Raw genomic sequence first — 23,443 nt, forward strand, 5'->3', positions numbered from 1 at the left:
GCGCGGCCGGGGCGGTGCCGACCGGCGCTGCAGCCGCAGGCGCGCTGGCCTGCACCGGAGCCGGAGCCGCCGGACTGTCGTCCACACGCGTAGTCAGGTAGCTCATCCCCACCAGCAGCCCAAGGGTCAGCGACCCCAGCGCGGCAATGGAAATGCGCCGCACGGCCTCGCGCCGCGCTGCCTTCTTCACCGCCGACTCCATGTCGCCGGGCAGGTAGGGAATCAGCATCGGCCACAGCGACTGGCCGTCCAGTACCTCCACGCCCTGCTTTTCAGCCGCGGCACGGCCGTCGCGCTGGACCTGGCCTTCGGTGATCAGGATGCCGCCCTTGGCCCCGGCCAGACGCGCGGCCGTGCCCAGTTCGTTCACTGCCGCCGGGCCGATGCGATACGCCAGGCCATGCTTGCAGGCCAGCAGCCATCGCTTGTGCTGCGGGTCTTCCATCAGGAAGTCGCTGCGCGGCTCGCGGTGGTCTTCGTCTTCATCGGGCACGTCGACCAGGCCGCGCTGTTCACGCATGGCGCGTTTGACGATCTCGGAAAAGTCCCGCCAATGCATGCCCGCCAAGGCGTTCAGCCCGAGCTTGACCTCCTTGCGGCGGCGTTTGACCAGCCAGAAGTAGGCGGTCGCCAGGGACCAGACGACGAGGGCCAACAGCAGAGCCAGAATCCAGGAGAACATGAGGTGCTAGAGAATGAACACGGAGTGCGTCGGGACAGTGTATATGCGCCCGCCGCCGTCTGCGTGGTGTCGTTTTCGGTTTTTTTAGACCGGCTTCGGCACCCCGGGTGACGAATGTCTCACTTTGTGCCGCGCTTTTCGGCAGGCAACAAAAAACCCGCCAATCCGGAGCCGAGAGGGGAGGGAACAATCGGCAAGCACTGGGATTGGCGGGTCGCGTTCGATTGTCAACAAACTTCTGCTGCTTTGCAACAATTCAATCCGTCGGCGTATGGCGCGCGGTCAGGCTCCGCCCGGCGATTGATGCGAACCCGGGGCCGGATCGTCGCTGGGTGAGGCTGCGCGGGCTTCGGCCCGGTTCAAACGGGCATTGAGCGCGTCGATTCGGGCGTTCAGTGCCGCCACCTCTTCGCCGGTGGGGATGTGCAGGCGCTTGAGTACGCCCTGGACGCGGTCATCGAAGGCTTTCTCGACCTTGTCCCAGGTGCCGGCGGCCTTCTCGCGGGCCTCGCCCAGCTGCTCTTCCACGTTGTCGCGCCAGCGCGGGGCGTCACCCGTGCGCTCGCGATTGCGGGCGTCGATGGCTTCGCCTTCCTTGACCAGGTTGTCGAAGAAGCGGCTGCCCTCGGCCTGCGCGCGACCGAACGCGCCAAGACCGGCCAGCCAGACCTGCTGGGCCGAGTCGGTCAGTTTGCGCGAGAAGCGCTCGGCCTGGTCCTGCAGCGAAGGCTTTTCGTCGGTGCTGCGGTCATCGAAGTCGTCGTGTGAGGTCATGGGGCGATTCCTGTGAGTGGCCACCCCTTGATCCTAGCCAGCCCCACCGTTGAGCGGCGTGATGGCGCGGCGCTGGTTCAGCCCAGCTTTTCCTTCAGCACACTCTTGATCTGGTCTTCCACCATGCCTTTCATCATCGAGACCGGAAAGCTCAGCTCCGCCACCACGTTGACCGCACCCGGTACCAGCTTGATCGCGCCTTCCACGCCGGAGCCGCTGAGGCTCAGGACGTCACCGGCCCAACTGCTGCGCACCTGGAACTTCTCGGTCAGCTTGGCGGCCATGGCGTCGATGGCGTGACGTGCGGCATCGCCGCTGAGGCTGTGGGCATGGGTGATATCGATCCTGGACATGTGTGCTCCTGGCAGGTGGGCGGGGAAGGGTCTGCATTGTGCGCAGGGTCAGCCATCCCGCCAAGAGGCGCGTCACACTTCTTCTTCCCGGACAGGCAACCTGATAGGCTGCGCCGCGTGCAGAACCTGCTAGTTCACTTCACCCAACGCCAACACCCCGACCAGCCGCTGCGGCCCGGGGTGCAACGGATCGTGCGCCACGCCTCCGGCAGTGTCCGGCTGGGTGGCGAGGCCGTGGGCACGCTTTTGCTGGCCCAGTTCTGCCTGGACGACCGCGGCCTGTGGCTGCAGGTGGCCAACGGCATGCGCGGCATCCACGTCAACGGGCGGCCGGTGCGGCGCATGGCGCTGCTGCGTCCGGGTGACGCGGTCTATGCCGACGGCGTGGAAATGCTGATCCAAGGGCCGTGCGAGGCGCTGCAGCACGCGCCGGCGCGCAGCGACGAACAGGGCGAAGACCCGCGCCTGCTGCGCGGTGTTGGCGGTCAGCATCATGGCCGAAGCTTCACCCTGGACCGCCCCCGGGTGATCGGGCGCGGTGCGGAGTCGGACATCCTGATCGACGACCCGGCCTTTGCCGAGCAGCACGCCCGGTTGGAGCGACATGGCGAGCGCCTGCTGCTGCGCGACCTCGGGTCAGGCGAGTCGACCCGGGTCAATGGCGTCAGTGTGCGCCACTGCTGGCTGCAGCCCGGCGACCAGCTGGTGTTCGACACCCAGCACCGCTTCGTGCTGGAAGTGCCGCACGACAGCAGCAAGCGGGTAGTCCGCGAGGAAGAGGACGATATTGAGCCGGTGGCGGCGGAGGAGGCACCGACGGTGCCGCGCCGGGTGAGTCGCTGGCCGTGGCTGCTGGGTAGTGCGCTGTTGCTCGGCGGTGTGATCAGCCTGTTGTTGCTGTTCGGCGCGCGATAGATTCAAACGCAACCAATTTCGCCTTGTGCGGCAAGGCCTAAACGCTGGTGCGCTGCGGCATACTAGGGGTCTTGCCCCATAGGTGTGACATGACGCGCGCGTTCAATTTCAGTGCCGGCCCCGCAACCCTGCCGGAATCGGTCCTGCGCCAGGCGCAGGCGGAAATGTTGGAATGGAACGGTGCCGGGGCCTCCATCGTGGAGATGAGCCACCGTGGCCCGGAATTCATGGCCGTGGCCGCCCAAGCTGAAGCCGACCTGCGCACCCTGATCGGCATCCCCGATGACTATGCCGTGCTGTTCCTGGCCGGCGGGGCCACCACCCAGCAGGCGCTGCTGGCGCTGAACTTCGCCGCACCCGGTCAGACCTGCGATTACGTGGTGACCGGCCACTGGGGCAAAACCGCAATCAAGCAGGTCGGGCACTACGTCCGCCCGCACGTGGCGGCCAGCAGCGAAGCCGGTGGCTTCCATGACATTCCCGCTCGCAGCAGCTGGCAGCTGTCGCCCGATGCCGCCTTCGTGCACATCACCGCCAATGAAACCATTCATGGCGTGGAGTTCCGCGACACCCCGGATGTCGGCAACCTGCCGCTGTTTGCCGACTTCAGCTCGTCCATCGCCAGCGAGCCGATCGACGTCTCGCGCTATGGCCTGATCTACGCCGGTGCGCAGAAGAACCTGGGCCCGGTCGGTGTGTCGGTGGTGATCGTGCGCCGCGACCTGCTGGAACGTGCCGGCCAGCCGCGCGCGGACATCTTCGATTACCGCTCGCACGTGGCGCGCGATTCCATGCTCAACACGCCGCCAACCTGGAACTGGTACCTGGCCGGGCTGATGTTCCAGTGGATGCTGGCGCAGGGCGGGGTGGAGGAGTTCGCCCGCCGCAATGCGACCAAGGCCGCGCTGGTGTACGACGCCATCGATGCCTCGGGCGGCTTCTACCGCAACGAGGTGGTGCCGGCGGTGCGTTCGCGCATGAACATTCCGTTCTTCCTGTCGGATGAAACCCTCACCGCACGCTTCGTCGGCGAGTCCAAGGCCGCCGGCCTGCTGGCGCTGAAGGGCCACAAAACCGTGGGTGGCATCCGTGCTTCGCTGTACAACGCCATGCCGGTGGAAGGCGCGCAGGCCCTGGTGGCCTTCATGCGCGATTTCCAGCAGCGCAACGGCTGACGCATTCGTTTTTACCTGGAGCCGATATGGCCAACAAACCCGCCAAGCCCAAGGCCGCCGCCGTCAAACCGGCGAAGAAGGCCAAGGCTGAGACCTCTCCCGCAGTCGCCGCACCGGTGCTTTCGGATGTGCGCGCCAAGATCGATCAGATCGACCGCAGCATCCAGTCGCTGATCGCCGAGCGCGCGCAGTTCGCCCATCAGGTCGGCAAGGCCAAGGGCAAGCTGGCCGCCGCCGTGGATTACTACCGCCCCGAGCGCGAAGCGCAGGTGCTGCGCATGGTGGTGGACCGCAACGAGGGGCCGCTCAGCGACGAACTGCTGGTGCACGTGTTCCGCGAAATCATGTCGGCCTGCCTGGCCCAGCAGGAGCCGCTGAAAATCGGCTACCTCGGCCCGGAAGGCACCTTCAGCCAGCAGGCCGTGCTCAAGCACTTCGGCCGCTCGGCGCTGGGCCTGCCGCTGGCCAGCATTGAAGAAGTGTTCCAGGAAGTGGAAGCCGGCAATGCCGATTTCGGCGTGGTGCCGGTGGAAAACTCCGGGCAGGGCACGATTCAGATCACCCTGGACATGTTCCTCACCTCCAACCTGAAGATCTGCGGTGAGGTGGAGCTGCGCGTGCAGCAGTACCTGATGTCGCGCAGCGGCCGGCTGGAAGATGTCGAGCGCGTGTACGGTCACCCGCAGTCGTTCATGCAGACCTCGTCGTGGCTGCGCGCCAACCTGCCCAAGGCCGAGAAGATTCCGGTGTCCAGCAATGCCGAAGGCGCGCGCCGCGCACGCAATGCCGATGACGCCGCCGCCATCGGCGGGGAAAGCGCCGGTCATGTGTACGGTCTGAAGAAGGTCGTCACCAAGCCGATCCAGAACGACGCCGACAACACCACGCGCTTCCTGGTGATCGGCCGCAACATCTTCCCCGGCTCCGGCCATGACCGCACTTCGGTGCTGGTGTTCATCCACGACAAGCCCGGCGCGCTGTTCGACGTGCTCAGCCCGTTTGCCCGCCACGGCATCAGCATGAACCGCATCGAGTCGCGTCCGTCGCACAACGCCAAGTGGGAATACGGCTTCTTCATCGACCTGGCAGGCCATGTCGAAGACGAAGCGATGCAGGCCGCGCTGGCCGAACTCAAGGCGCATTCGGCGCAGATCAAGGTGCTGGGTTCGTACCCGGTCGCTGTGCCCTGATTCTCCGCTTCCAACGAATTTCGCACGACTGCCGCCCATCGGGGCGGCCTTACAGGATTCTTCGATGACCGCTTCCGCTTCCTGGATCGCCCGCAAGGGCCAGCCCCTGCAGGGCAGCCTGACCATTCCCGGCGACAAATCCGTGTCCCATCGCGCGGTGATGTTTGCCGCGCTGGCCGACGGGGTGTCGCACATTGACGGCTTCCTGGAAGGTGAAGACACCCGTGCCACTGCGGCGATTTTCAGCCAGTTGGGGGTGCGCATTGAAACCCCGTCACCGTCGCAGCGCGTGGTGCATGGCGTGGGCGTGGATGGCCTGAAGGCTCCGTCCGCGCCGCTGGACTGCGGCAACGCCGGTACCGGCATGCGCCTGTTGGCGGGCCTGCTGGCGGCACAGCCGTTTGATTCGGTGATGGTGGGTGATGAATCGTTGTCGCGGCGCCCGATGCGCCGCGTCACCGGCCCGCTCGCGCAGATGGGCGCGAAGATCGACACCGAAGCGGACGGCACCCCGCCGCTGCGCGTGCACGGCGGCCAGGCGCTGCACGGCATTGATTTCGTGTCGCCGGTGGCCAGCGCGCAGGTCAAGTCGGCCGTGCTGCTGGCCGGCCTGTATGCGCAGGGCGAAACCGCCGTGACCGAGCCGCATCCCACTCGCGACTACAGCGAGCGCATGCTGCGTGCCTTCGGCGTGGACATTGAGTTCTCGCCCGGCAAGGCGCGCCTGCGTGGTGGCCAGCGCCTGCGCGCGACCGACATCGCAGTGCCTGCGGACTTTTCTTCGGCGGCGTTCTTCCTGGTCGCCGCCAGCATCATTCCGGGTTCGGAACTGCGCCTGCGTCAGGTCGGCCTGAACCCGCGTCGCACCGGTCTGCTGTCGGCGCTGCGCCTGATGGGCGCGGACATCACCGAGGAAAACCACGCCGAGCAGGGCGGGGAGGCCGTGGCCGATCTGGTGGTGCGTTATGCGCCGCTGCACGGCGCGCAGATTCCCGAGGCGCTGGTGCCGGACATGATCGACGAGTTCCCGGCGCTGTTCGTCGCCGCTGCGGCGGCGCAGGGCAACACCGTGGTGACCGGTGCGGCCGAGCTGCGGGTCAAGGAATCGGACCGTCTGGCCGCGATGGCCACCGGCCTGCGCGCGCTGGGCGTGCAGGTGGATGAAACCGAAGACGGGGCCACCATTCACGGCGGTGGTGTGCTGGGCAGCGGCACCATCGAAAGCCACGGCGATCACCGCATTGCGATGGCGTTTGCGATTGCCGGGCAGCTCAGCAGCGGCGAAGTGCGGGTGAATGACATTGCCAATGTGGCGACATCGTTCCCGGATTTTGATGGCTTGGCGACCGGGGCAGGATTCGGGTTGGCGGTGGCGTGATCGCGCCGACGGGCATGGCCCGTCGCTACGCAGCATGTAGTGCCGGGCCATGCCCGGCAAGGCCGTAACCAAAAGAAACGGGGCCATTGGCCCCGTTTCTCTTTACACCTTTCCCGTCAGCTTAGCGCTGCGTACGGAAATCCACCGGCACGCGCACCACGCTGGCCACGGCACGACCGTTCTGCATGGCCGGCTCGAACTTCCAGTCACGCACGGTGCTCAGCACGGCACGATCCAGATCACGGTCACGCGAACCGGTGCGCTGCACGATGCTGGCATCGGTTACCTGGCCACGGGTATCCACGTTCAGGCTGGCCACCACGCTGCCCTCAGAACCGTTACGCAGCGCACTGGCCGGGTAATCCGGCTTGGCATTGCTGGCCAGCGGACGCGCATCACGGTTGCGCACGGCGGGCACGGCGCGACGCTCACTGGTGGCCGGTGCGGCCTGGCGCTGTGCGGCCGGGGCCGGCGTGGTGGCGACCGGGGTCTCGGTGGCCGGCAGCATGCGCTGGCCCACCGGTGCGGTCATGGTGTCAGTCGGATTGGCATAGCGCAGCCACACCAGGGCAGCGGCAAACATCGCCACAATCAGCGCCATCCACAGCCAGGGAGAAGCGCGGCGGCGCGACGGATCATCGGTGATGTCGCGCTGCTGCTGCGGCGAGCTGTGCATGTCGTGGGCATGGGTAACACTCATGGCGGACTCCTCGTGTCGAGTTGACGTCCGCAGTCTTGCCCGCTTCCGGTTGCGTGGGTGTCACCGCGACGTCAACGCGGCGACTGCATTCCCATTGAGGTTCAGCTAGATGAGCCGCGCCTGCACATGGGCATGACGCGGCGATGAATCGGCCCGCGGAGTTTCACTCCGCTTTGAAATCAAACGGCACTTCAATGCTGCCCGGCACCGCCTGGCCATTGCTCTGTGCCGGCATGAAGCGCCAGCGGCGTACCGCATCGACGGCGGCGCGGTCGAGATCGCGCGAGCCACTGCGCTGCACGATGGTTGCGTTGAACGGCATGCCGGTGGCGTCCACATCCACGCGTACGACGACGCTGCCGCTGTCGCCACGGCGCAGCGCGGCGGGCGGGTAGGTCGGCGGCGGTGACTGGTCGGCGATCGGCTGCGGACGGTCACCCGCCGCCATAGGCTGCTGCGGTGCGGCGGTCTCGGGCAGCGGGGCGGGGGCTTCGGTCGGCGGCGGGGGCGCGGTTTCCACCAGCTGCGGCTTTTCTTCCTCGGCCGGCAGGGACTTGGCATCGGGCATGTCGCTGGAACCCGCGGCGGCCGCCAAGGGCTCGGGCAGGGGCTCCACCTCGGCCACCTGCTGCGGAGTCGGGGTCGGGCCCGCGGTGTAGAAGTCCTTTTTTCGGTTACCGGCCCACACCGCCACGAACAGCAGGATGCCCACGCCAAAGGCGACGCCGGCGATCTTCAGGCTGTGCGGGGGCAGGTGCAGGGTCAGGGTCTTGCCAGAGGAGGAACGGGACGCAGACATGGGCCATACCGGTGTGAACACCCCGATTCTGCCACGCCGGATATGAACCGGGCGGCAGAAAAGTGCATAACAGGCGATAATCCCCCTCCAACCCTGTAACCAACCGACTGCCATGCTCGATCCAGCCCTGCTGCGCCAGAACCCCGCCGACCTTGCCGACCGCCTGCGCGCCTCGCGCGGCTTCGAGCTGGACGTGTCCGGGCTGGCGTCTCTGGAGGCCGACCGCAAGCGCATCCAGGTGCGCACCCAGGAACTGCAGAGCCTGCGCAACAGCCGCTCCAAGGCCATCGGCCAGGCCAAGGCCAAGGGCGAAGACGTCTCCGCCATCATGGCCGAGGTCGCCGCCTTCGCCGACGAGCTGAAGGCCTCGGAAGTGGCCCTGGACGAACTGCGCGAGAAGATCGAAGCCATCGCCATGGGCATTCCCAACGTGCCGTCTGATGACGTGCCGCTGGGCAAGGATGAAAGCGAGAACGTCGAGCAGCACCGCTGGGGCACCCCGCGTACGTTCGATTTCCAGGTGCTCGACCACGTGGAACTCGGTGCGCGCCACCAGCGCCTGGACGCCGAAGCCGGTGCCAAGCTGTCCGGCTCGCGCTTCACCGTGCTGCGCGGCCCGATTGCCCGTCTGCACCGCGCGCTGGCCCAGTTCATGCTGGACCTGCACACCGGTGAACACGGTTTCGATGAAACCAACGTGCCGGTGCTGGTCAACCCGGAATCGCTGCGTGGCACCGGCCAGCTGCCGAAGTTCGAGGACGACCTGTTCAAGACTGCCGTGGGCGAGTCGCCGCGTTACCTGATTCCGACCTCGGAAGTGTCGCTGACCAATATCGTGCGCGACGAGATCGTGGACGCCGAAAACCTGCCGCAGCGCATGACCGCCCATTCGCTGTGCTTCCGCGCCGAAGCCGGCAGCGGTGGCCGCGACGTGCGCGGCATGATCCGCCAGCACCAGTTCGAGAAGGTGGAACTGGTCACCGTGTGTGCGCCCGCCGACAGCGAGGCCGAGCACCAGCGCATGACCCGCGCCGCCGAAGTGGTGCTGGAAAAGCTGGGCCTGCCGTACCGCAAGGTGCTGCTGTGCACCGGCGATATGGGGTTCTCGGCCATCAAGACCTACGACCTGGAAGTGTGGCTGCCCTCGCAGGACACCTACCGCGAAATCTCGTCGTGCTCCAACTGCGGCGACTTCCAGGCCCGCCGCATGCAAGCCCGCTGGCGCAACCCGGAAACCGGCAAGCCGGAACTGCTGCACACGCTCAACGGTTCGGGCGTGGCGGTCGGTCGCGCGATGATTGCGGTGATGGAGAACTACCAGAATGCCGATGGCAGCATTACCGTGCCGGACGTGTTGAAGCCTTATATGGGTGGCTTGGATACCATCGCCTGATGCATGAGGAACCCGCCGCAAGGCGGGTTTTTTGTGCGGCATCCAGCCGGTGCAGCCACGCAGGGCGTGGCTCTACGTTGCGTTTGGCGTAACGACGTGTGGCCTGAACAATCCACGCACCGTTGCTCGCAACGACGGACGGTCGGACCCATCGACGCGCCATTGGTCGCAACATTGCGTGGTCTGACCAATCGACGCATTGCCCGTAGAGCCACGCCATGCGTGGCTGGGGCTTTCCACGGAACATGCACTTCACCCGGCGCTAACCCACAGCCCCGCAAATTCCGCTGGTCGGGGGCGACGTCCTGCAGTCATTCCATTGACTGGAGTAGACACCATGAAGATGCCCAAGTCGCTTGTGCGTTTCAGTGGGGATCCAGCGAGACACTTCCAGCTCAGCAGGGTTCGGGAACCGCTCAGTCCCATGCGGCTCTTCGCACAACGCGAGCCCGCCTTCTCGGCAAGAGAGGTTCTGCCTGCGGAGGGCTGGGGATTGCTGGTTCCCGGCGAAACGGTTGTGGATAGGGGCTCCACCTCCATCCGGATCGACCCTCAGACTTCGCCTCCCGGATCGACATTCTTTCTACACTTCGAAGCAGATGGGGGCGACCGACATGAGCAGTCGCTGCCCTACATAGGGACGGAACCCGCTCTCATCTTCTTTCTGCCTCAAGAGTGGATGAGTGCCGCGATGGCAAAGAATGTGACGCTGGGCTACGAAGTACAACGGCCCGACGGTTCCCGGGTTGAGGGGCCTGGCATGTCATTCCGGATCCTTCCGGCGTTGGAGATATCCCCCATCCAGATCGAAGGGGTTGAATATGGCGAAGACATCGATACGGATCAGCTGCCCGAAACTTTCAACATGACGGTGGAGCGCATTCGCAATCTGGAAAACTTCCACGGCGCGCGGATGCGCTTCATTGTCAGTGGGGTGGACCCCGACGGATGGTATGGACCACACCTGGATTACCACTTCGATCTGGAAGGCGTGGGCGATGAAGCGCAGATCCTGCCGGTGATTCGAACGTGGTTGACCGGGCCTTATCTGTATTACGGTTACACGGATGTAGACGTTGCGATATATGTGCGGTGGACGATGTTGCCCCCGCCCAATTCGACAGACAATTGGGGAGTCCACACTCTCATAGGACGAAACAAGGTGTTGCCGCCTCAAGCGGGGCTTGCTTAGACGCAAGACTTCGGAGCCACGCCCCGGGACAATGCCGTCCCGGGCCACCACGATTCACACACCGCTAACCCGACTCCCTCAAACTCAGCACGTCGGGGGCGACGTCCTGCAGTCAATCACTTGACTGGAGTACGCATCATGAAGATGACCAAGTCGCTCGTACGTTTGAGTAGAAATCCGGCACTGCGATACAAATCGCGCCGGACGCAGGAGCCGCTGGCACCGGTACGTTTGTTTTTGAGTGACGCCCCGGGGCATGCATGGAGGGAAGTGCTGGCCGCGGTGCCGTGGGGACTACTTGTTCCGAGTGAAATCGTGTTGGACGGTGGCTCATGTTCTGTCTGGATCGATACCCAGTCCACGCCATCCGGATCGACATTCCATCTGCGGATCGAAGTTGAGGGGGGCGACCAGCACGAGGAGTCGGTCGAGTTTGTGGGGATAGAGCCCGACGTCGCCTTTTTCCTGCCCCAGGAATGGATGCTGGCCGCCATTGGCAAGCAGATGAAGGTCGATTACGACGTGGAATGGCCAGACGGAACACGGGTTCCTGGACCGGGGACGTCGTTCCGCGTACATCCGCCGCTGGAGATTGCTCCGCTGCAGATCGAAGGCGTGGGTTACGGTGAACCGATGGATCCGGCCCTGCTTCCAGAAAAGATCAAACTCACGATGGATCGCATCCGCAATCTGGAATCGTTCCACGAACCTCTGTTACTCATCATGGTGTTTGCCGGTTGGGACGGGCATGCGAATCCCGTTCTGACCGTCAATGTTCCACTGGACACTGTCGGCGACGGAGCGCAGATCGTCGAGATTCCTCGATCGTACCTGACCCAGCCATTCGAGGACGGCTACACCAAAGTGTTCGTTAGTTTCCTTCTCAATGTGACGATGTTGCCTCCGCCGAACGAGGAGGGGGACTGGGGCACATACATAGCCCTTGGCAGGAACGACGTAGTACCGCCAGCAAAAACGTAGAGCCACGCCCTGCGTGGCTGCCCCAAGAAAAGAAACGGCCCCGCAAAAAGCGGGGCCGCAGGGTGGGCCGGAAGGGGGAGGGGAGTTCCGGCCCCGGCAGGGCGTCCGACGAGGACCAACGCCTGCCGTGGGGAGACGTCAGGCCTCAGCCACTTCTTCAAACTCGGCGGCCGGCAGGCTGGCCAGCGCAGCCGCAATCGCGTCTTCGCGGTGCTTCGGCGAATAGGCAATGCCTTCAGCGCGAACAAATTCCACGTCGTTGATGCCCATGAACGCGAACACCTGGCGCAGGAACGGTTCCTGGAAGTCCGCCGGCGAATCGGTGTAGATGCCGCCACGTGCACTGGCGATGATCACCCGCTTGCCACCGGCCAGGCCGACCGGGCCGTTCTCGGTGTACTTGAAGGTGCGCCCGGCCACCGCCACGCGGTCAATCCAGGCCTTCAACGTCGACGGAATGCTGAAGTTGTACATCGGCGCGCCGATAACAATCACGTCCGCAGCCAGGAACTGCTGCATGATGACTTCGGCTTCGGTTGCCTCGGCGGCATCCGCCTGGGCCAGCGAACGGCTGGTCAGGTGCGGAATCGGGTTCTGGTCCAGGTCGCGGTAGGTCACATCCAGCGATTCGACCGTCTCATTGAATCGTGCGACGACAGCCGCAGACAGCTGACGGGAAACCGAGTTGTCGCCAAGGACGCTGGCGTCGAGGTGCAGAAGCTTCATGGCAGTTACCTATATTCTGGGAGGAGGCGGTCGTGCCGCCGACGGAGAGAACGATAGGTTGTTGCCAATTTGGAATAAAGGTGGTTGAATGCCACGTATTGTTCTATGAGTGGAACTGCCGTCATGCACGACCTGAACGACCTCTATTACTTTGCCATGGTGGTGGACCACGGCGGATTCGCCGCCGCCGAACGCGCCCTGGGCATCCCGAAGTCCCGCCTGAGCCGCCGTATCAGCCAGCTGGAAACCGACCTGGGTGTGCGCCTGCTGCAGCGCTCCACGCGCCGCTTTGCGGTCACCGACGTTGGCACCAGCGTGCACCGCCACGCCCAGACCATGCTGGCCGAAGCCCAGGCCGCGCGCGAGGTGGTGGACCGCCTCAGCGCCGAGCCGCGCGGCGTGGTCCGCGCCAGCGTGCCGGTATCGCTGGCGCAGATGCAGTTACCCAAGCTTCTGCCGAAGTTCCTCGCCCAGTACCCGAAGGTGCGGCTGCAGCTGAACATCAGCAACCGCCGCGTCGACATCATCAACGAAGGCTATGACGTCGCCCTGCGCGTGCGTTCGCGCCTGGATGACGACGGCAGCCTGGTGATGCGCAGCTTCGGCCAGGTGCAGGAACTGCTGGTCGCCAGCCCCAAATACCTCGACCGCGCCGGCCGCCCCAAGGACCCGGATGAACTGGCCAACCACGTCACCCTGAGCATCAGCGAAGACGAAGCCCGTCAGCGCTGGGAACTGCATGGCCCGGAAGGCGCGGTGCGTCGCGTGGACCTGCAGCCGCGCGTGGCCGGCTTCGACTTCCCGCTGCTGCAGAGCATGGTCAAGGACGGCTTCGGCATCACCATGCTGCCGGAAACCGTCTGCGCCGAAGCCGTGCGCAATGGCGAGCTGGAAGTGGTGCTGCCGGACTGGTCGCTGCCGCAGGGCATCTGCCACGCCGTCTTCGCCTCGCGTCGCGGCCTGCTGCCGGCGGTGCGGGTGTTCATCGACTTCCTGGCCGAGCACCTGCCGCCCCAGCTGGAGGCCTCGCGCCTGGACTGCGGCGGTGCCTGCGAGCGGGCCAAGGAGAAGATCAAGGCCAGCGCCCTCGGGGCTCTGGCGGTGGATGCTGGCTGATTGCGCCACCGGGGCGCGCAAAGTTGCCCCGGAAATGCGAGAATGCCCGCCCGAACGGAGAGATGGCCGAGCGGTTTAAGGCACCGGTCTTGAAAACCGGCGAAGGGTCAAACCTTCCGTGGGTTCGAATCCCACTCTCTCCGCCAGACACAAAAAAGGCCCCGCTGGGGCCTTTTTTGTGTCTGGCGGAGAGAGTGGGCAAGAGATCCCGCGCGGGTTCGACGGATTCGCCCGGAGCGAATCCGGACAGCCGAATGGCTGGCCCCGGAGCGCAGCGGAGGGGTTGGGTGCATGGATGCACCCAACAATCCCAGGCCGCCGGCCAACTATCAGTTCGTAAAGCAAATACGCCTAGCGCCCCGAAAGGAGCGTTCTGCGTATCCGCCGTAGTGACACGCCATGCGTGTCAGCATATGAAGCGCTCGCTAGCCTTTCTTTCCAAGTTCAACCGCCGCGGTAATCGCCGCCCTTGCCTGCGGACTGTTCTTCCAGCACGTGGATCCCACAGCAGCCGAAGCCTGCTCCAGAATCACACTGACATCTGCCGCACCCAGTTCGTGCAGCGTTGAGAACCCAAGCTGTTCCAAGCGGGAAATAACGGTGGGGCCGACGCCTTTTAGTTCAAGAAGGCGTTGCCGTTCATCGGGTGAAAATTCCATGCGTCATCGTCGCGGCCACGCGGCGCAGGTGTCAACCGACGCGCTCAGGTCCGCTCCAAAATCCGGCACAGAGCTTTCAATTCCCCCAAGCGATGTGTTGATCGGGCCAGCCGCCACACAGCCCCGCCCAGCAGGGTTGCAGCGGAAGCAAACGCTGCCATCGCCAGCGCGCTGTTAGTAACCCAAACCGCAACCGCACTACACAGAAAGAACGCCCCGGTTCCGCCCACCGCCATCCACCCGGCCACCACCTGCTGATGTACCAGCAGCGTGTCCCTGCGGGTCAGCGCCCACCCGGCATACACCGCCCAACCCGTTCCAAGCGCCAGCAGGGCCGAGAAGGCCACCTGCGTACGCCCCGGCAGGCCAGTCTCAGTGACCAGTAGCGCGCCCAGCAGCGTACACATGATCAGCGCAAGCACCAGCACCGCCACATGGAAATAGCGTGCGGGCGAGGACAAGGTCCGCTGGGTAAGCGTGCGAAGCCGGGCTTCCAGTTCAGCATGCTCAGTCGTGGTGTTCATCAGGTGGTCTCCAGTGCAGTGAGGTGGTGACGCAGCAGAATTCGGGCGCGATGCAGCCGTGATTTCACGGTGCCAATCGGGATGGCGAGTGCGGTCGCGATGTCGGCGTGTGGCATGTCCTCCAGATAGAACAGCGTGAGAATTTCGCGTTCGGTGACAGGGAGCGCGTCCAGGCCTTGGTGAACCGCGTGCTGTAACGAAAACGCATCCTCACCAGCATTCGGATCGGGCAGGGCATCGAGATCAATGTGCGCATCCGCAGGCTGCGCGTAACGAATACGGAGGCGGTCAACGAAGGTGCGGTGTGCGATGCCGAACAGCCAAGGGCGGAAGCGTTCTGGTTCGCGGAGGCGGCCGAGGCCTCGGAGGACTTTCAGCCAGACGTCCTGTACCAGGTCGTCAGCCAGGTCGCGGTCCTGGGCCAGCTTCAGGGCGTAGCGGTGGAGGGATGGGGTCCAGCGGGAGATCAGGGCGTCGAAGGCGGCCCGTTCGCCTAGTTGGCAGCGGACGACCAGCAGGGTGTCTTGCGGGTTGGGGGCTTGGCCCGGGGCATCCACTGTCGCGCTCCTTTCATGTGTTGATGGAGTAGTCGGATCAGGGGTGGGGAAGGTTCATGCCGGGTTTGGGGGTTTGGTGCGTGGGGCAGGCAGTTCAGCCACGCAGGGCGTGGCTCTACGTGTGGTTGGGGATTGTGTGGACACGCATGGCGTGTCCCTACAGTTTTCCTTTTATGCCTCGGTAGTCGCGGGGGGACATCCCTACGGTTGCTTTGAACTGTCTTGCAAACGCGCTCTGGTCGGCAAAGCCACATTGCTGCCCGATACTGGCGATGCTTTCCTCACCATGCAGCAGCCGCATCGCAGCCTCGATTCTCAGCTTGGTCAGCAGCTGCTGCGGCGTTACCTGGAACACGCGGCGAAAATGCCGCTCCAGTTGCGCCACGGAAAGTTCCGCGAGATTGGCCAAAGCCTGCACCCGCAACTGCTCGTCGTAGTGGTTCTGCATGTGCTCCAGCACCCGGTTCAGGCGCTCGAAGGCGGAGTGCTTGTTATCCGGCTGCCCCAGGTCGCGGGAGATGCCGATCACTCCGGACACGTCTTCGCTGTTGCACACGGGCCGCTTGAAGGTGAGGCACCATCCGGGCATGCGGTTGGGGTAGAGATGTACTTCCAACTGGTTGTCGATCACCTCGCCACACAGCACGCGGCGGTCCTGGATGGTGTAGCTGCCGCCTAAGGGAAGCGGGAAAAGCTCCAGTGGTGTTCTGCCGATTACGTCGCTGCGCTGCTTGCGCCCGAGGCGTCTGACCAGGGTCATGTTGCAGTGCGTGTAGCGACCTTCCTGGTCCTTGATGAAGAACACCACTTCAGGGAGTTCATCGAACAACGACTGCATTTCTTTGCCGGAAAGGTTGACGTCCATCGAATCCACTGGCGATCTGCTGGAGGGCACGTAGGTCCGATCCTAGCGCAAAGCATGGCCACTGCGGCATTCCGGCATTGTGCAGATTTCCGCATTTGCCACCGCCATTCCGCGCTAGTCGTCGGGACAGCCTGGGTGGGAGCATCGATGCCATGCACACCATCGACGTGATCGACTCCCACACCGCCGGCGAACCGACCCGGGTCGTGATTTCCGGCTTCCCCAGCCTGGGCGAGGGCGACCTTGCCGCCTCACGCGAACGCTTCCGCCGTGAGTTCGACCACTGGCGCAGCGCGATTGCCTGCGAACCCCGGGGCTCGGATACCATGGTCGGCGCGCTGCTGCTGCCGCCCCGCGACCCGAAAGCGGTCGCCGGGGTGATCTTCTTCAACAACGTGGGCTATCTGGGCATGTGCGGCCACGGCACCATCGGGCTGGTCCGCACGCTGGTGGAACTGGGCCGGATCGGCCCCGGCCAGCACCTGATTGAAACGCCGGTTGGCAACGTCGGCATCGAGCTGGACGCGGACGGCAACGTCTCGGTCGACAACGTGGAAAGCTACCGGCATGCCGCCGGCGTCGAGGTCGAGGTTGCCGGCCACGGCACGGTGCGCGGTGACATCGCCTGGGGCGGGAACTGGTTCTACATCACCGACCAGTCGCCCTGCACGCTGGAACTGGCCAACCAGCGCGAGCTGACTGCCTATACCGAGGCCATCCGCCAGGCGCTGGAGGCCGCTGGCATTACCGGTGCCGACGGTGGCGAGATCGACCATATTGAAGTCAACGGCCCAGCGCCGGACGGCAGCGGGCAGGCGCGCAATTTCGTGTTGTGTCCGGGGCTGGCCTACGATCGCTCGCCCTGTGGTACTGGCACCAGCGCCAAGCTGGCCTGTCTGGCCGCCGACGGCAAGCTGGCCGAGGGCGCCCGCTGGGTGCAACAGGGCATTCTGGGCAGCGCCTTTGAAGGCAGCTACCGGGTGAGCGGGCGCGGCATCGCGCCGCGTATTACCGGCACGGCCCATATCACCGCACGCGCGCAGCTGCTGATCGATCCGGCGGATCCTTTCGCCTGGGGCATTGGTGCGGAGCCTGTCGCGCAGGGATGAACACCTACGACCTCATCATCGTCGGTGCCGGCATTGTCGGTGCGGCCTGCGCCGAAGCGGCAACGGCGCAGGGCCTGCGCGTGGCGCTGGTCGAGCCGGGCCCGATTGGCGGCGGCGCGACGGCGGCGGCGATGGGGCACCTGGTGGCGATGGATGATGATCCGGCAGAACTGGCGTTGTCGGCCTTCTCGTTGGGACTGTGGGAACAATATGCGCAGCTGAAAGAGGCAGAATTCAGCCGCTGCGGCACCTTGTGGGTGGCCCGCAATGCGCGTGAACTGGCCGCGGTGCCTGCCAAGATCGAACGGTTGGCGGCGGCAGGGTTGCGCGCCGAATACGTGGATGCCACGCAGTTGTATCAGCTGGAACCGAACCTCGTCGCGGGCCTCGCAGGTGGCATGCGCGTCGCCCGCGAAGCGGTGGTGTATCCACCGCGCATGGCGCGTTACCTCGTGGATCAGGCCTGCCAGCGGAACGGCGAACTGTATGCCGGTCGCCGCGTGGTCGCGCTGACGGCAGACGGGGTGCGTCTGGACGACGGCGTAACACTGTCCGGCCCGGTGCTGGTCGCCAACGGCGTGGACCTGCCACAGCTGCTGCCGGAACTGCCGATGCGGCCGCGCAAGGGGCAGCTGGTCATCACCGACCGCTACCCGGGCGTGGTGAATCACCAGCTGCTGGCACTGGACTACGCCGATTCCGCACACGGTGACGCCGACACCAGCGTGGCCTTCAATGTGCAGCCGCGCCCGACCGGGCAGATCCTGATCGGCTCGTCGCGGCAGTTCAATGTGTCCGATCGCGAGGTGTCGCTGCCGCTGCTGCGGCAGATGTTGGCACAGGCGTTTGCGTTCCTGCCGGCGCTGCGCGAGCTGCAGGCGATCCGCATCTGGACCGGGCTGCGCCCGGCCACGCCGGACGGCCGTCCCTACATCGGGCCAGTGCCGGGGCGTCGCAACATATGGGTGGCCGCCGGGCATGAAGGCCTGGGTGTCACCACTGCGCTCGGTACGGCGCGGTTGATCGTGGACGGTCTGCTGGGGAGTACGCCGGCCATTGATCCCGCGCCGTACCTGCCTGATCGGGCCATTACCGGGAGGGCGGCATGAGCGCGTTGCTGAGCCTGATGGTCAATGCGCAACGCGTGTCCGTGCCCGAGGGCGCGACCGTGGCCGTTGCGGTGGCGATGGCCGGCACGGCATTCCGGACCTCGCGCGGTGGAGAGCCGCGCGCGCCGCTGTGCGGCATGGGCGTGTGCTTCGAATGCCGGGTGCAGATCGACGGCGTGGCTCAGCTGCGCGCCTGCATGGTGCCGGCACGTGAGGGTATGGAGGTGCTGACCGATGGCTGAGTCCGCGCTTCATTTCGATGTTCTGGTGGTTGGTGCAGGCCCGGCGGGATTGGCCGCCGCGCGCGCGGCTGCGTCACACGGTGTTCGGGTGGGCATCGTGGACGCGCAGCCGCGCGCGGGTGGGCAGGTGTGGCGGCATGACGTGACCCATGGCGTGCCAGGCATCGCCCGACGTGCGCTGGAGGTGCTCGGCACGCGCGAAGTCGAATGGCTGGCACAGACCCAGGTCACGCTGGCGCAACCGGGGTGGCTGCTGGCTGATGGGCCGGCCGGTGCCCGGCAGCTGCACTATCGTCATCTGGTGCTGGCTACCGGCGCACGTGAGCTGCTGCTGCCGTTCCCGGGCTGGACGCTGCCCGGCGTCACCGGTGCAGGCGGCGCGCAAGCGCTGGCTAAACAGGGCTGGCCGCTGGCCGGGAAGCGGGTGGTGGTGGCCGGCAGTGGGCCGCTACTGCTGGCCAGTGCGGCCACGTTGCGCCGGCATGGCGCACAGGTACTCGGCATCCATGAGCAGGCCGCGCGCGGTGCGCTGACGCGCTTCGCGCTGCAGCTGCCGCGCTGGCCGGGCAAGGCAATGCAGGCGGCTGCGCTGCAACTGCAGTTGGCCGGCGTCGGTTACCACGCGGGCAGTGTGGTGGTGGCGGCGCTGGGGGATACGCGCCTGCGTGAAGTCAAGATCGAAGGACCGCGTGGCCGCTACACCATCGCCTGCGATCAGCTGGCGGTCGGCTATGGTCTGGTGCCCAACACCGAACTGGCGCAACTGCTCGGGTGCCGGCTGGCGCACACCGGTGCACACCCTCAGGTGGACGTGGATGCGCAGCTGCGCACCAGCGTGCCGAACATTTTTGCCGCCGGCGAGGCGCTTGGCATCGGCGGCCGCGACAGTGCCGTGGTTGAAGGTGCGATTGCCGGCCACATGGCGGCCGGCGCACCGCGCGCAGCCGCTGCACTGCAGGGCCACCGGCGGCGCGCGCGCGCCTTCGCGGTGCAGCTGCAACAGACGTTCGCGCTCGATGCCCGTGTGAATGGGCTGGCCCAGGACAGCACCCTGGTGTGTCGCTGCGAAGACGTGCCCTTGGGCGCGCTACGGGACTTCACCGATAGCCGCGACGCAAAGTTGATCTCACGCTGCGGCATGGGGGCCTGTCAGGGCCGCATCTGCGGTACCGCGCTGGCCGAGCTGGGTCTTGGCAACGCTGAATCCTCCACCGATGGCGGCCGCCGGCCGCCGTTGTTCCCGGTCCGCCTCGCGGCGCTGGCCGACTCTTTCACCGACGACTCGCAAGGGATCCATCCATGAGCAATGCTTCTTTCTGGAAGGGCGTGCTGCCCGCCATCACCACCCCGTTCAATGCCGACGGCAGCGTCGACCACGCGTTCCTTGCCGAGCACGCGGTGAAGCTGGTGGATGCAGGTTCCACCGCCATCGTGCCGCTCGGTTCGCTGGGTGAAGCAGCCACACTGAGCTTCGACGAGAAGGTCGCCATCGTCACCACGCTGGTGAAGGCTGTCGGCGCACGCGTACCGGTGGTGCCCGGCATTGCCGCGCTGTCCACTGACGAAGCAGTCAAGCTGGCACAGGCGGTGAAGGCAGCCGGTGCCAAGGGCCTGATGGTGCTGCCGGTCTACGTGTACACCTCCGATTGGCACGAAGCCGCCGCACATGCACGTGCCGTGCTGGGTGCCACCGACCTGCCGTGCATTCTGTACAACAACCCGGTGGCGTACCGCACCGACATCCTGCCGGCGCAGATCGCGCAGCTGGCCGGCGAGTTCCCGAACCTGCAGGCGGTGAAGGAATCCTCCGGAGAGATCCGTCGCTTTGCCGCGATCAAGGAACTGCTGGGCGACCGTCTGGTGCTGCTGGTCGGCATGGACGATGCCATCGTCGAAGGTCTGGCGATGGGGGCCGAAGGCTGGATCGCCGGCCTGGTCAATGCATACCCGGTGGAATCGGTGAAGCTGTTCGAACTCGCCCGCGATGGCGGTTATGCGGCCTCCGCCGAGCTCTACAACTGGTTCCTGCCGCTGCTGCGCCTGGACACCGTGCCCAAGTTCGTGCAGCTGATCAAGCTGGTGCAGGCCAAGGTCGGCCTGGGCAGCGAGACCGTGCGTGCACCGCGCCTGGTGGTGGAAGGTGCTGAACGCGCCGAAGCGCTGAAGATCATCGACCACGCCATTGCAACCAAGAAGGCCTGATATGAGCAACGTCGAACCGCTCCTGCTGGCGGGACGCTGGCAAGCCAGTCTGTCATCCGAGGGAAGCTTCCGCGCGGCAGACCCCACCACGGGCGACGCCATCGGACCGGCATTCCCCGTCAGCGGCGCGGCCGACATTGAAGCGGCGGTTGCTGCGGCCAGTGCTGTCGCCGCCGAGTTGGCGGCGGCACCGGCCGAGCGCATCGCGGCGTTCCTGGAAGCGTATGCCGATGCGCTCGATGCCGACGCCGATACGCTGGTGGCGCTGGCCAACGCCGAGACCGCGTTGCCGGCTCCGACGCGACTGCGTGGCAATGAGCTGCCGCGCACCAGCGGCCAGCTTCGCCAGGCCGCCGCAGCGGTGCGCAGCTACAGCTGGACCCAGCCGGTGATCGATACGGCGGCCGGGCTGCGCTCGCACTTGGCACCGCTGTCCAAGCCGGTGCTGGTGTTCGGTCCCAACAATTTCCCATTTGCCTTCAATGCCATCGCGGGTAGTGATTTCGCCTCGGCCATTGCCGCGCGCAATCCGGTCATCGCCAAGGCGCATCCGTTGCATCCGGCCACCAGCCAGCGCATGGCACAGTTGGCGCACACCGCGCTGCTGGCAGCCGGCCTGCCGGCGGCGGCGGTGCAGCTGCTGTATCAGTTCGACAACGCGCTGGGACTGAAACTGGCCGGCGATGCACGCCTGGGTGCAATCGGCTTCACCGGCAGTCGCGGTGGCGGTCTTGCATTGAAGGCAGCGGCCGACGCCGCAGGCATTCCGTTCTATGCCGAGCTCTCCAGCGTCAACCCGGTCTTCATGCTGCCGGGCGTCCTGGCCGAGCGCGGGGAAGCACTGGCCCAGGAATTCTTTGCGTCGTGCACGCTGGGCAGTGGGCAGTTCTGTACCAATCCCGGCGTGGTCGTCGTGCCGCACGGCGCCGAAGGCGATGCGTTTGTCGCCGCAGCTACGGCCCACTTCGCAGCAGCGGCACCGATGGTGCTGTTCTCGCAGGGAGGCCTGGATCACCTCACCCAGGGCATTGCGACGCTGCGCGCGGCCGGTGCCGAACTGCTGGCCGGCGGTGCGGTGGGCGAGGGCGGCTTCCGCCATGCGCCGACCCTGCTGAGCGTCGATGCCGGTGCCTTCATCGCACAGCCGCAGGCGCTGCAGACCGAAGCCTTCGGTCCGGTCAGCCTGCTGGTGCGGGTGTCGGATGTGGAAGCCATGGTCCAGGTAGCGACCGCGTTCGAAGGCAACCTCACCGGTACGCTGTACCGCGCTGCTGACGGCAGCGACGATGCCGCCTGGCAACGCATCGCCCCGGTGCTGCGCGCACGCGTGGGACGCCTGATCAATTCACGTATGCCGACCGGTGTGGCGGTAAGCGCGGCACAGAACCATGGCGGTCCGTTCCCGAGTACCGGCCATCCGGGCTTCACCTCGGTGGGCATGCCGGCGGCGATCCAACGTTTCGCGGCGCTGCACAGTTACGACGCGGTGCCCGATGTGCTGCTGCCGGTGGAACTGCGCGACCGCAATCCGGGCAACGTGCAGCGCACGATTGACGGCGTGACTGGCGTTTCCGACGTGGGGGCTGCCTCGTGAGCGCTCAGATCGGCGGACTCACGCTGGCCGACGCCCAGGCCCAGCTCAAGCCATGGGAAGACCGTGCCCCGGCCATCGCAGCCGAGGAATACCAGGCGCGCATCGCCCATGCCCGTGCACTGATGCAGGCGCAGGGCGTGGACGCGCTGCTGGTGGGTGCCGGCACGTCGCTGCGCTACTTCGCCGGCGTGCCCTGGGGCGCGACCGAACGGCTGGTGGGCCTGCTGCTTACCCGCGAAGGCGAGCCGCTGCTGGTCTGCCCGGTGTTCGAGGAAGGCTCGCTGGACGCGGTGCTGAAGATCCCGGCGGACAAGCGCCTGTGGGAGGAGCACGAGGACCCGCACGCGTTGGTGGCCGGGTTGATGGCCGATCGCGGTGCGCGCACGCTGGCGCTGGACCCGGGCATCGCCTTCGGCGTGCACACGGGTCTGACCGTGCACCTTGCGGCGACCAACATCCGTGACGCCACGGCAATCATCGACGGCTGCCGCATGTGCAAGTCGCCGGCGGAGCTGGCGTTGATGCAGCAGGCCTGCGACATGACCCTGCACGTGCACCGCCTCGCCGCGGGCATTGCACGGGAAGGCATCGGTACCGATGAGCTGGTGCGCTTCATCGACCAGGCGCATCGTGCCCTCGGGGCCGACAACGGATCCACCTTCTGCATCGTGCAGTTCGGTCATGCCACCGCGTTCCCGCATGGCATTCCCGGTGTGCAGCATCTGATGCCCGGCCAGCTGGTGCTGATCGATACCGGATGCACGGTGCAGGGCTACCACTCCGATATCACCCGGACCTGGATCTTCGGTGAGCCCAGCGATGAGCAACGGCGCATCTGGGATATCGAACACGCTGCACAGGCAGCGGCGTTCAAAGCAGTGCGTCCCGGCGTCACCTGTGCCTCGGTCGACGCGGCAGCGCGCGCGGTGCTGGAAGCCGCTGGGCTGGGCCCCGACTACCGTCTGCCCGGGTTGCCGCACCGCACCGGCCATGGTTGTGGTCTGGCCATCCACGAAGCCCCGTACCTGGTACGCGGCAACGACACCGTCCTGCAGCCGGGCATGTGCTGCAGCAACGAACCGATGATCGTGGTCCCGGGTGCGTTCGGTGTGCGCCTGGAAGACCATTTCTACGTGACCGAAAGCGGCGCGCAGTGGTTCACGCCGCCGTCGCCGACGATTGACCGCCCGTTCGCCTGAGGACATCAC

General features: G+C 65.9%; 25 protein-coding genes and 1 tRNA gene. 16 read left to right on the forward strand and 10 right to left on the reverse strand.

The genetic code is table 11. From position 1 onward, the window contains the following. From RT551_RS08475 to RT551_RS08485, 3 genes are all read right to left on the reverse strand, one after another. The coding region (locus tag RT551_RS08475; protein WP_313457460.1) for a restriction endonuclease at positions 1-682 on the reverse strand (682 nt) is incomplete at its 3' end. A 282-nt stretch (positions 683-964) separates the two neighbouring features. Next, positions 965-1,456 (reverse strand): phasin family protein, encoded by a 492-nt coding sequence (locus RT551_RS08480; protein WP_313457462.1) that lies wholly within the window; start codon positions 1,454-1,456, stop codon positions 965-967. 77 nt (positions 1,457-1,533) lie between these two features. Next, entirely contained in the window at positions 1,534-1,809 is a 276-nt protein-coding gene (locus tag RT551_RS08485; protein ID WP_313457464.1) for a polyhydroxyalkanoic acid system family protein, read from the reverse strand. Between the two features lie 117 nt (positions 1,810-1,926). Between RT551_RS08485 and RT551_RS08490 the strand changes: the two genes are divergently transcribed. The 4 genes from RT551_RS08490 to aroA all read left to right on the forward strand — a co-directional run bounded on the left by RT551_RS08490 (position 1,927) and on the right by aroA (position 6,467). Next, positions 1,927-2,724, forward strand: a complete 798-nt coding sequence (locus RT551_RS08490; protein ID WP_313457467.1) for an FHA domain-containing protein — start codon at positions 1,927-1,929, stop codon at positions 2,722-2,724. Between the two features lie 89 nt (positions 2,725-2,813). Continuing rightward, on the forward strand, positions 2,814-3,899 hold the full coding sequence (gene serC, locus RT551_RS08495) for a 3-phosphoserine/phosphohydroxythreonine transaminase (protein WP_313457470.1): 1,086 nt from the start codon (positions 2,814-2,816) through the stop codon (positions 3,897-3,899). A gap of 26 nt (positions 3,900-3,925) precedes the next feature. After that, entirely contained in the window at positions 3,926-5,089 is a 1,164-nt protein-coding gene (gene pheA / locus RT551_RS08500) for a prephenate dehydratase (protein ID WP_313457473.1), read from the forward strand. Between the two features lie 64 nt (positions 5,090-5,153). Further along, a complete protein-coding gene (gene aroA / locus RT551_RS08505; protein WP_313457476.1) occupies positions 5,154-6,467 on the forward strand; it encodes a 3-phosphoshikimate 1-carboxyvinyltransferase in 1,314 nt (437 codons plus the stop codon). Between the two features lie 121 nt (positions 6,468-6,588). Here the strand turns inward: aroA and RT551_RS08510 are convergent, their stop codons facing one another. Together RT551_RS08510 and RT551_RS08515 are read right to left on the reverse strand one after the other, a co-directional pair. Beyond that, complete coding sequence (locus RT551_RS08510) at positions 6,589-7,167, reverse strand: energy transducer TonB (protein ID WP_313457478.1); 579 nt, start codon at positions 7,165-7,167, stop codon at positions 6,589-6,591. 163 nt (positions 7,168-7,330) lie between these two features. After that, positions 7,331-7,966, reverse strand: coding sequence for an energy transducer TonB (locus tag RT551_RS08515; protein WP_313457481.1), 636 nt, complete (start codon positions 7,964-7,966; stop codon positions 7,331-7,333). A gap of 112 nt (positions 7,967-8,078) precedes the next feature. Between RT551_RS08515 and serS the strand changes: the two genes are divergently transcribed. From serS to RT551_RS08530, 3 genes are all read left to right on the forward strand, one after another. Further along, a complete protein-coding gene (gene serS, locus RT551_RS08520; protein WP_313457484.1) occupies positions 8,079-9,359 on the forward strand; it encodes a serine--tRNA ligase in 1,281 nt (426 codons plus the stop codon). A gap of 337 nt (positions 9,360-9,696) precedes the next feature. Continuing rightward, a complete protein-coding gene (locus RT551_RS08525) occupies positions 9,697-10,551 on the forward strand; it encodes a hypothetical protein (protein WP_313457486.1) in 855 nt (284 codons plus the stop codon). Positions 10,552-10,689: 138 nt separating this feature from the next. After that, positions 10,690-11,532, forward strand: coding sequence for a hypothetical protein (locus tag RT551_RS08530; protein ID WP_313457489.1), 843 nt, complete (start codon positions 10,690-10,692; stop codon positions 11,530-11,532). 138 nt (positions 11,533-11,670) lie between these two features. On the opposite strand, the gene RT551_RS08535 is transcribed toward RT551_RS08530, so the two are convergent. After that, on the reverse strand, positions 11,671-12,258 hold the full coding sequence (locus tag RT551_RS08535) for an NAD(P)H-dependent oxidoreductase (RefSeq protein ID WP_313457492.1): 588 nt from the start codon (positions 12,256-12,258) through the stop codon (positions 11,671-11,673). Positions 12,259-12,381: 123 nt separating this feature from the next. Here RT551_RS08535 and RT551_RS08540 point away from each other — a divergent pair, with 123 nt between their 5' ends. After that, entirely contained in the window at positions 12,382-13,374 is a 993-nt protein-coding gene (locus RT551_RS08540; protein ID WP_017357441.1) for a LysR family transcriptional regulator, read from the forward strand. A 56-nt stretch (positions 13,375-13,430) separates the two neighbouring features. Continuing rightward, positions 13,431-13,520: transfer RNA gene (locus RT551_RS08545), tRNA-Ser, on the forward strand. Between the two features lie 279 nt (positions 13,521-13,799). Here RT551_RS08545 and RT551_RS08550 read toward each other — a convergent pair. The 4 genes from RT551_RS08550 to RT551_RS08565 form a co-directional block, all read right to left on the reverse strand. Then, positions 13,800-14,033 (reverse strand): helix-hairpin-helix domain-containing protein, encoded by a 234-nt coding sequence (locus RT551_RS08550; protein WP_313457496.1) that lies wholly within the window; start codon positions 14,031-14,033, stop codon positions 13,800-13,802. A 44-nt stretch (positions 14,034-14,077) separates the two neighbouring features. Continuing rightward, complete coding sequence (locus RT551_RS08555) at positions 14,078-14,557, reverse strand: hypothetical protein (RefSeq protein WP_313457499.1); 480 nt, start codon at positions 14,555-14,557, stop codon at positions 14,078-14,080. Then, the gene (locus RT551_RS08560) at positions 14,557-15,114 is read right to left on the reverse strand and encodes a sigma-70 family RNA polymerase sigma factor (protein WP_313457502.1); all 558 of its coding nucleotides are present in this window, start codon (positions 15,112-15,114) and stop codon (positions 14,557-14,559) included. Before RT551_RS08560 ends, RT551_RS08555 begins: the two co-directional genes overlap by 1 nt. A gap of 157 nt (positions 15,115-15,271) precedes the next feature. After that, on the reverse strand, positions 15,272-15,988 hold the full coding sequence (locus tag RT551_RS08565) for an AraC family transcriptional regulator (protein WP_311193843.1): 717 nt from the start codon (positions 15,986-15,988) through the stop codon (positions 15,272-15,274). Between the two features lie 143 nt (positions 15,989-16,131). Between RT551_RS08565 and RT551_RS08570 the strand changes: the two genes are divergently transcribed. From RT551_RS08570 to RT551_RS08600, 7 genes are read left to right on the forward strand one after another with little or no spacing between them, the layout of a single operon-like run. Then, complete coding sequence (locus tag RT551_RS08570; RefSeq protein WP_313457506.1) at positions 16,132-17,088, forward strand: proline racemase family protein; 957 nt, start codon at positions 16,132-16,134, stop codon at positions 17,086-17,088. Then, positions 17,085-18,197: an FAD-dependent oxidoreductase gene (locus tag RT551_RS08575; RefSeq protein WP_313457509.1), complete on the forward strand. Its 1,113-nt coding sequence runs from the start codon at positions 17,085-17,087 to the stop codon at positions 18,195-18,197. Before RT551_RS08570 ends, RT551_RS08575 begins: the two co-directional genes overlap by 4 nt. Continuing rightward, entirely contained in the window at positions 18,194-18,439 is a 246-nt protein-coding gene (locus RT551_RS08580; RefSeq protein WP_313457512.1) for a (2Fe-2S)-binding protein, read from the forward strand. The genes RT551_RS08575 and RT551_RS08580 overlap by 4 nt, the downstream gene beginning before the upstream one ends. Next, the gene (locus RT551_RS08585) at positions 18,432-19,742 is read left to right on the forward strand and encodes an FAD-dependent oxidoreductase (RefSeq protein ID WP_313457515.1); all 1,311 of its coding nucleotides are present in this window, start codon (positions 18,432-18,434) and stop codon (positions 19,740-19,742) included. Before RT551_RS08580 ends, RT551_RS08585 begins: the two co-directional genes overlap by 8 nt. Next, positions 19,739-20,641: a dihydrodipicolinate synthase family protein gene (locus tag RT551_RS08590; RefSeq protein ID WP_311191723.1), complete on the forward strand. Its 903-nt coding sequence runs from the start codon at positions 19,739-19,741 to the stop codon at positions 20,639-20,641. Before RT551_RS08585 ends, RT551_RS08590 begins: the two co-directional genes overlap by 4 nt. 1 nt (position 20,642) lies before the next feature. Beyond that, entirely contained in the window at positions 20,643-22,235 is a 1,593-nt protein-coding gene (locus RT551_RS08595) for an aldehyde dehydrogenase family protein (protein ID WP_313457518.1), read from the forward strand. After that, positions 22,232-23,434, forward strand: a complete 1,203-nt coding sequence (locus tag RT551_RS08600; protein ID WP_313457521.1) for a Xaa-Pro peptidase family protein — start codon at positions 22,232-22,234, stop codon at positions 23,432-23,434. Before RT551_RS08595 ends, RT551_RS08600 begins: the two co-directional genes overlap by 4 nt. Positions 23,435-23,443 lie beyond the last annotated feature (9 nt).

The organism is Stenotrophomonas sp. (assembly GCF_032103445.1).
Classification (GTDB): Bacteria; Pseudomonadota; Gammaproteobacteria; order Xanthomonadales; family Xanthomonadaceae; genus Stenotrophomonas.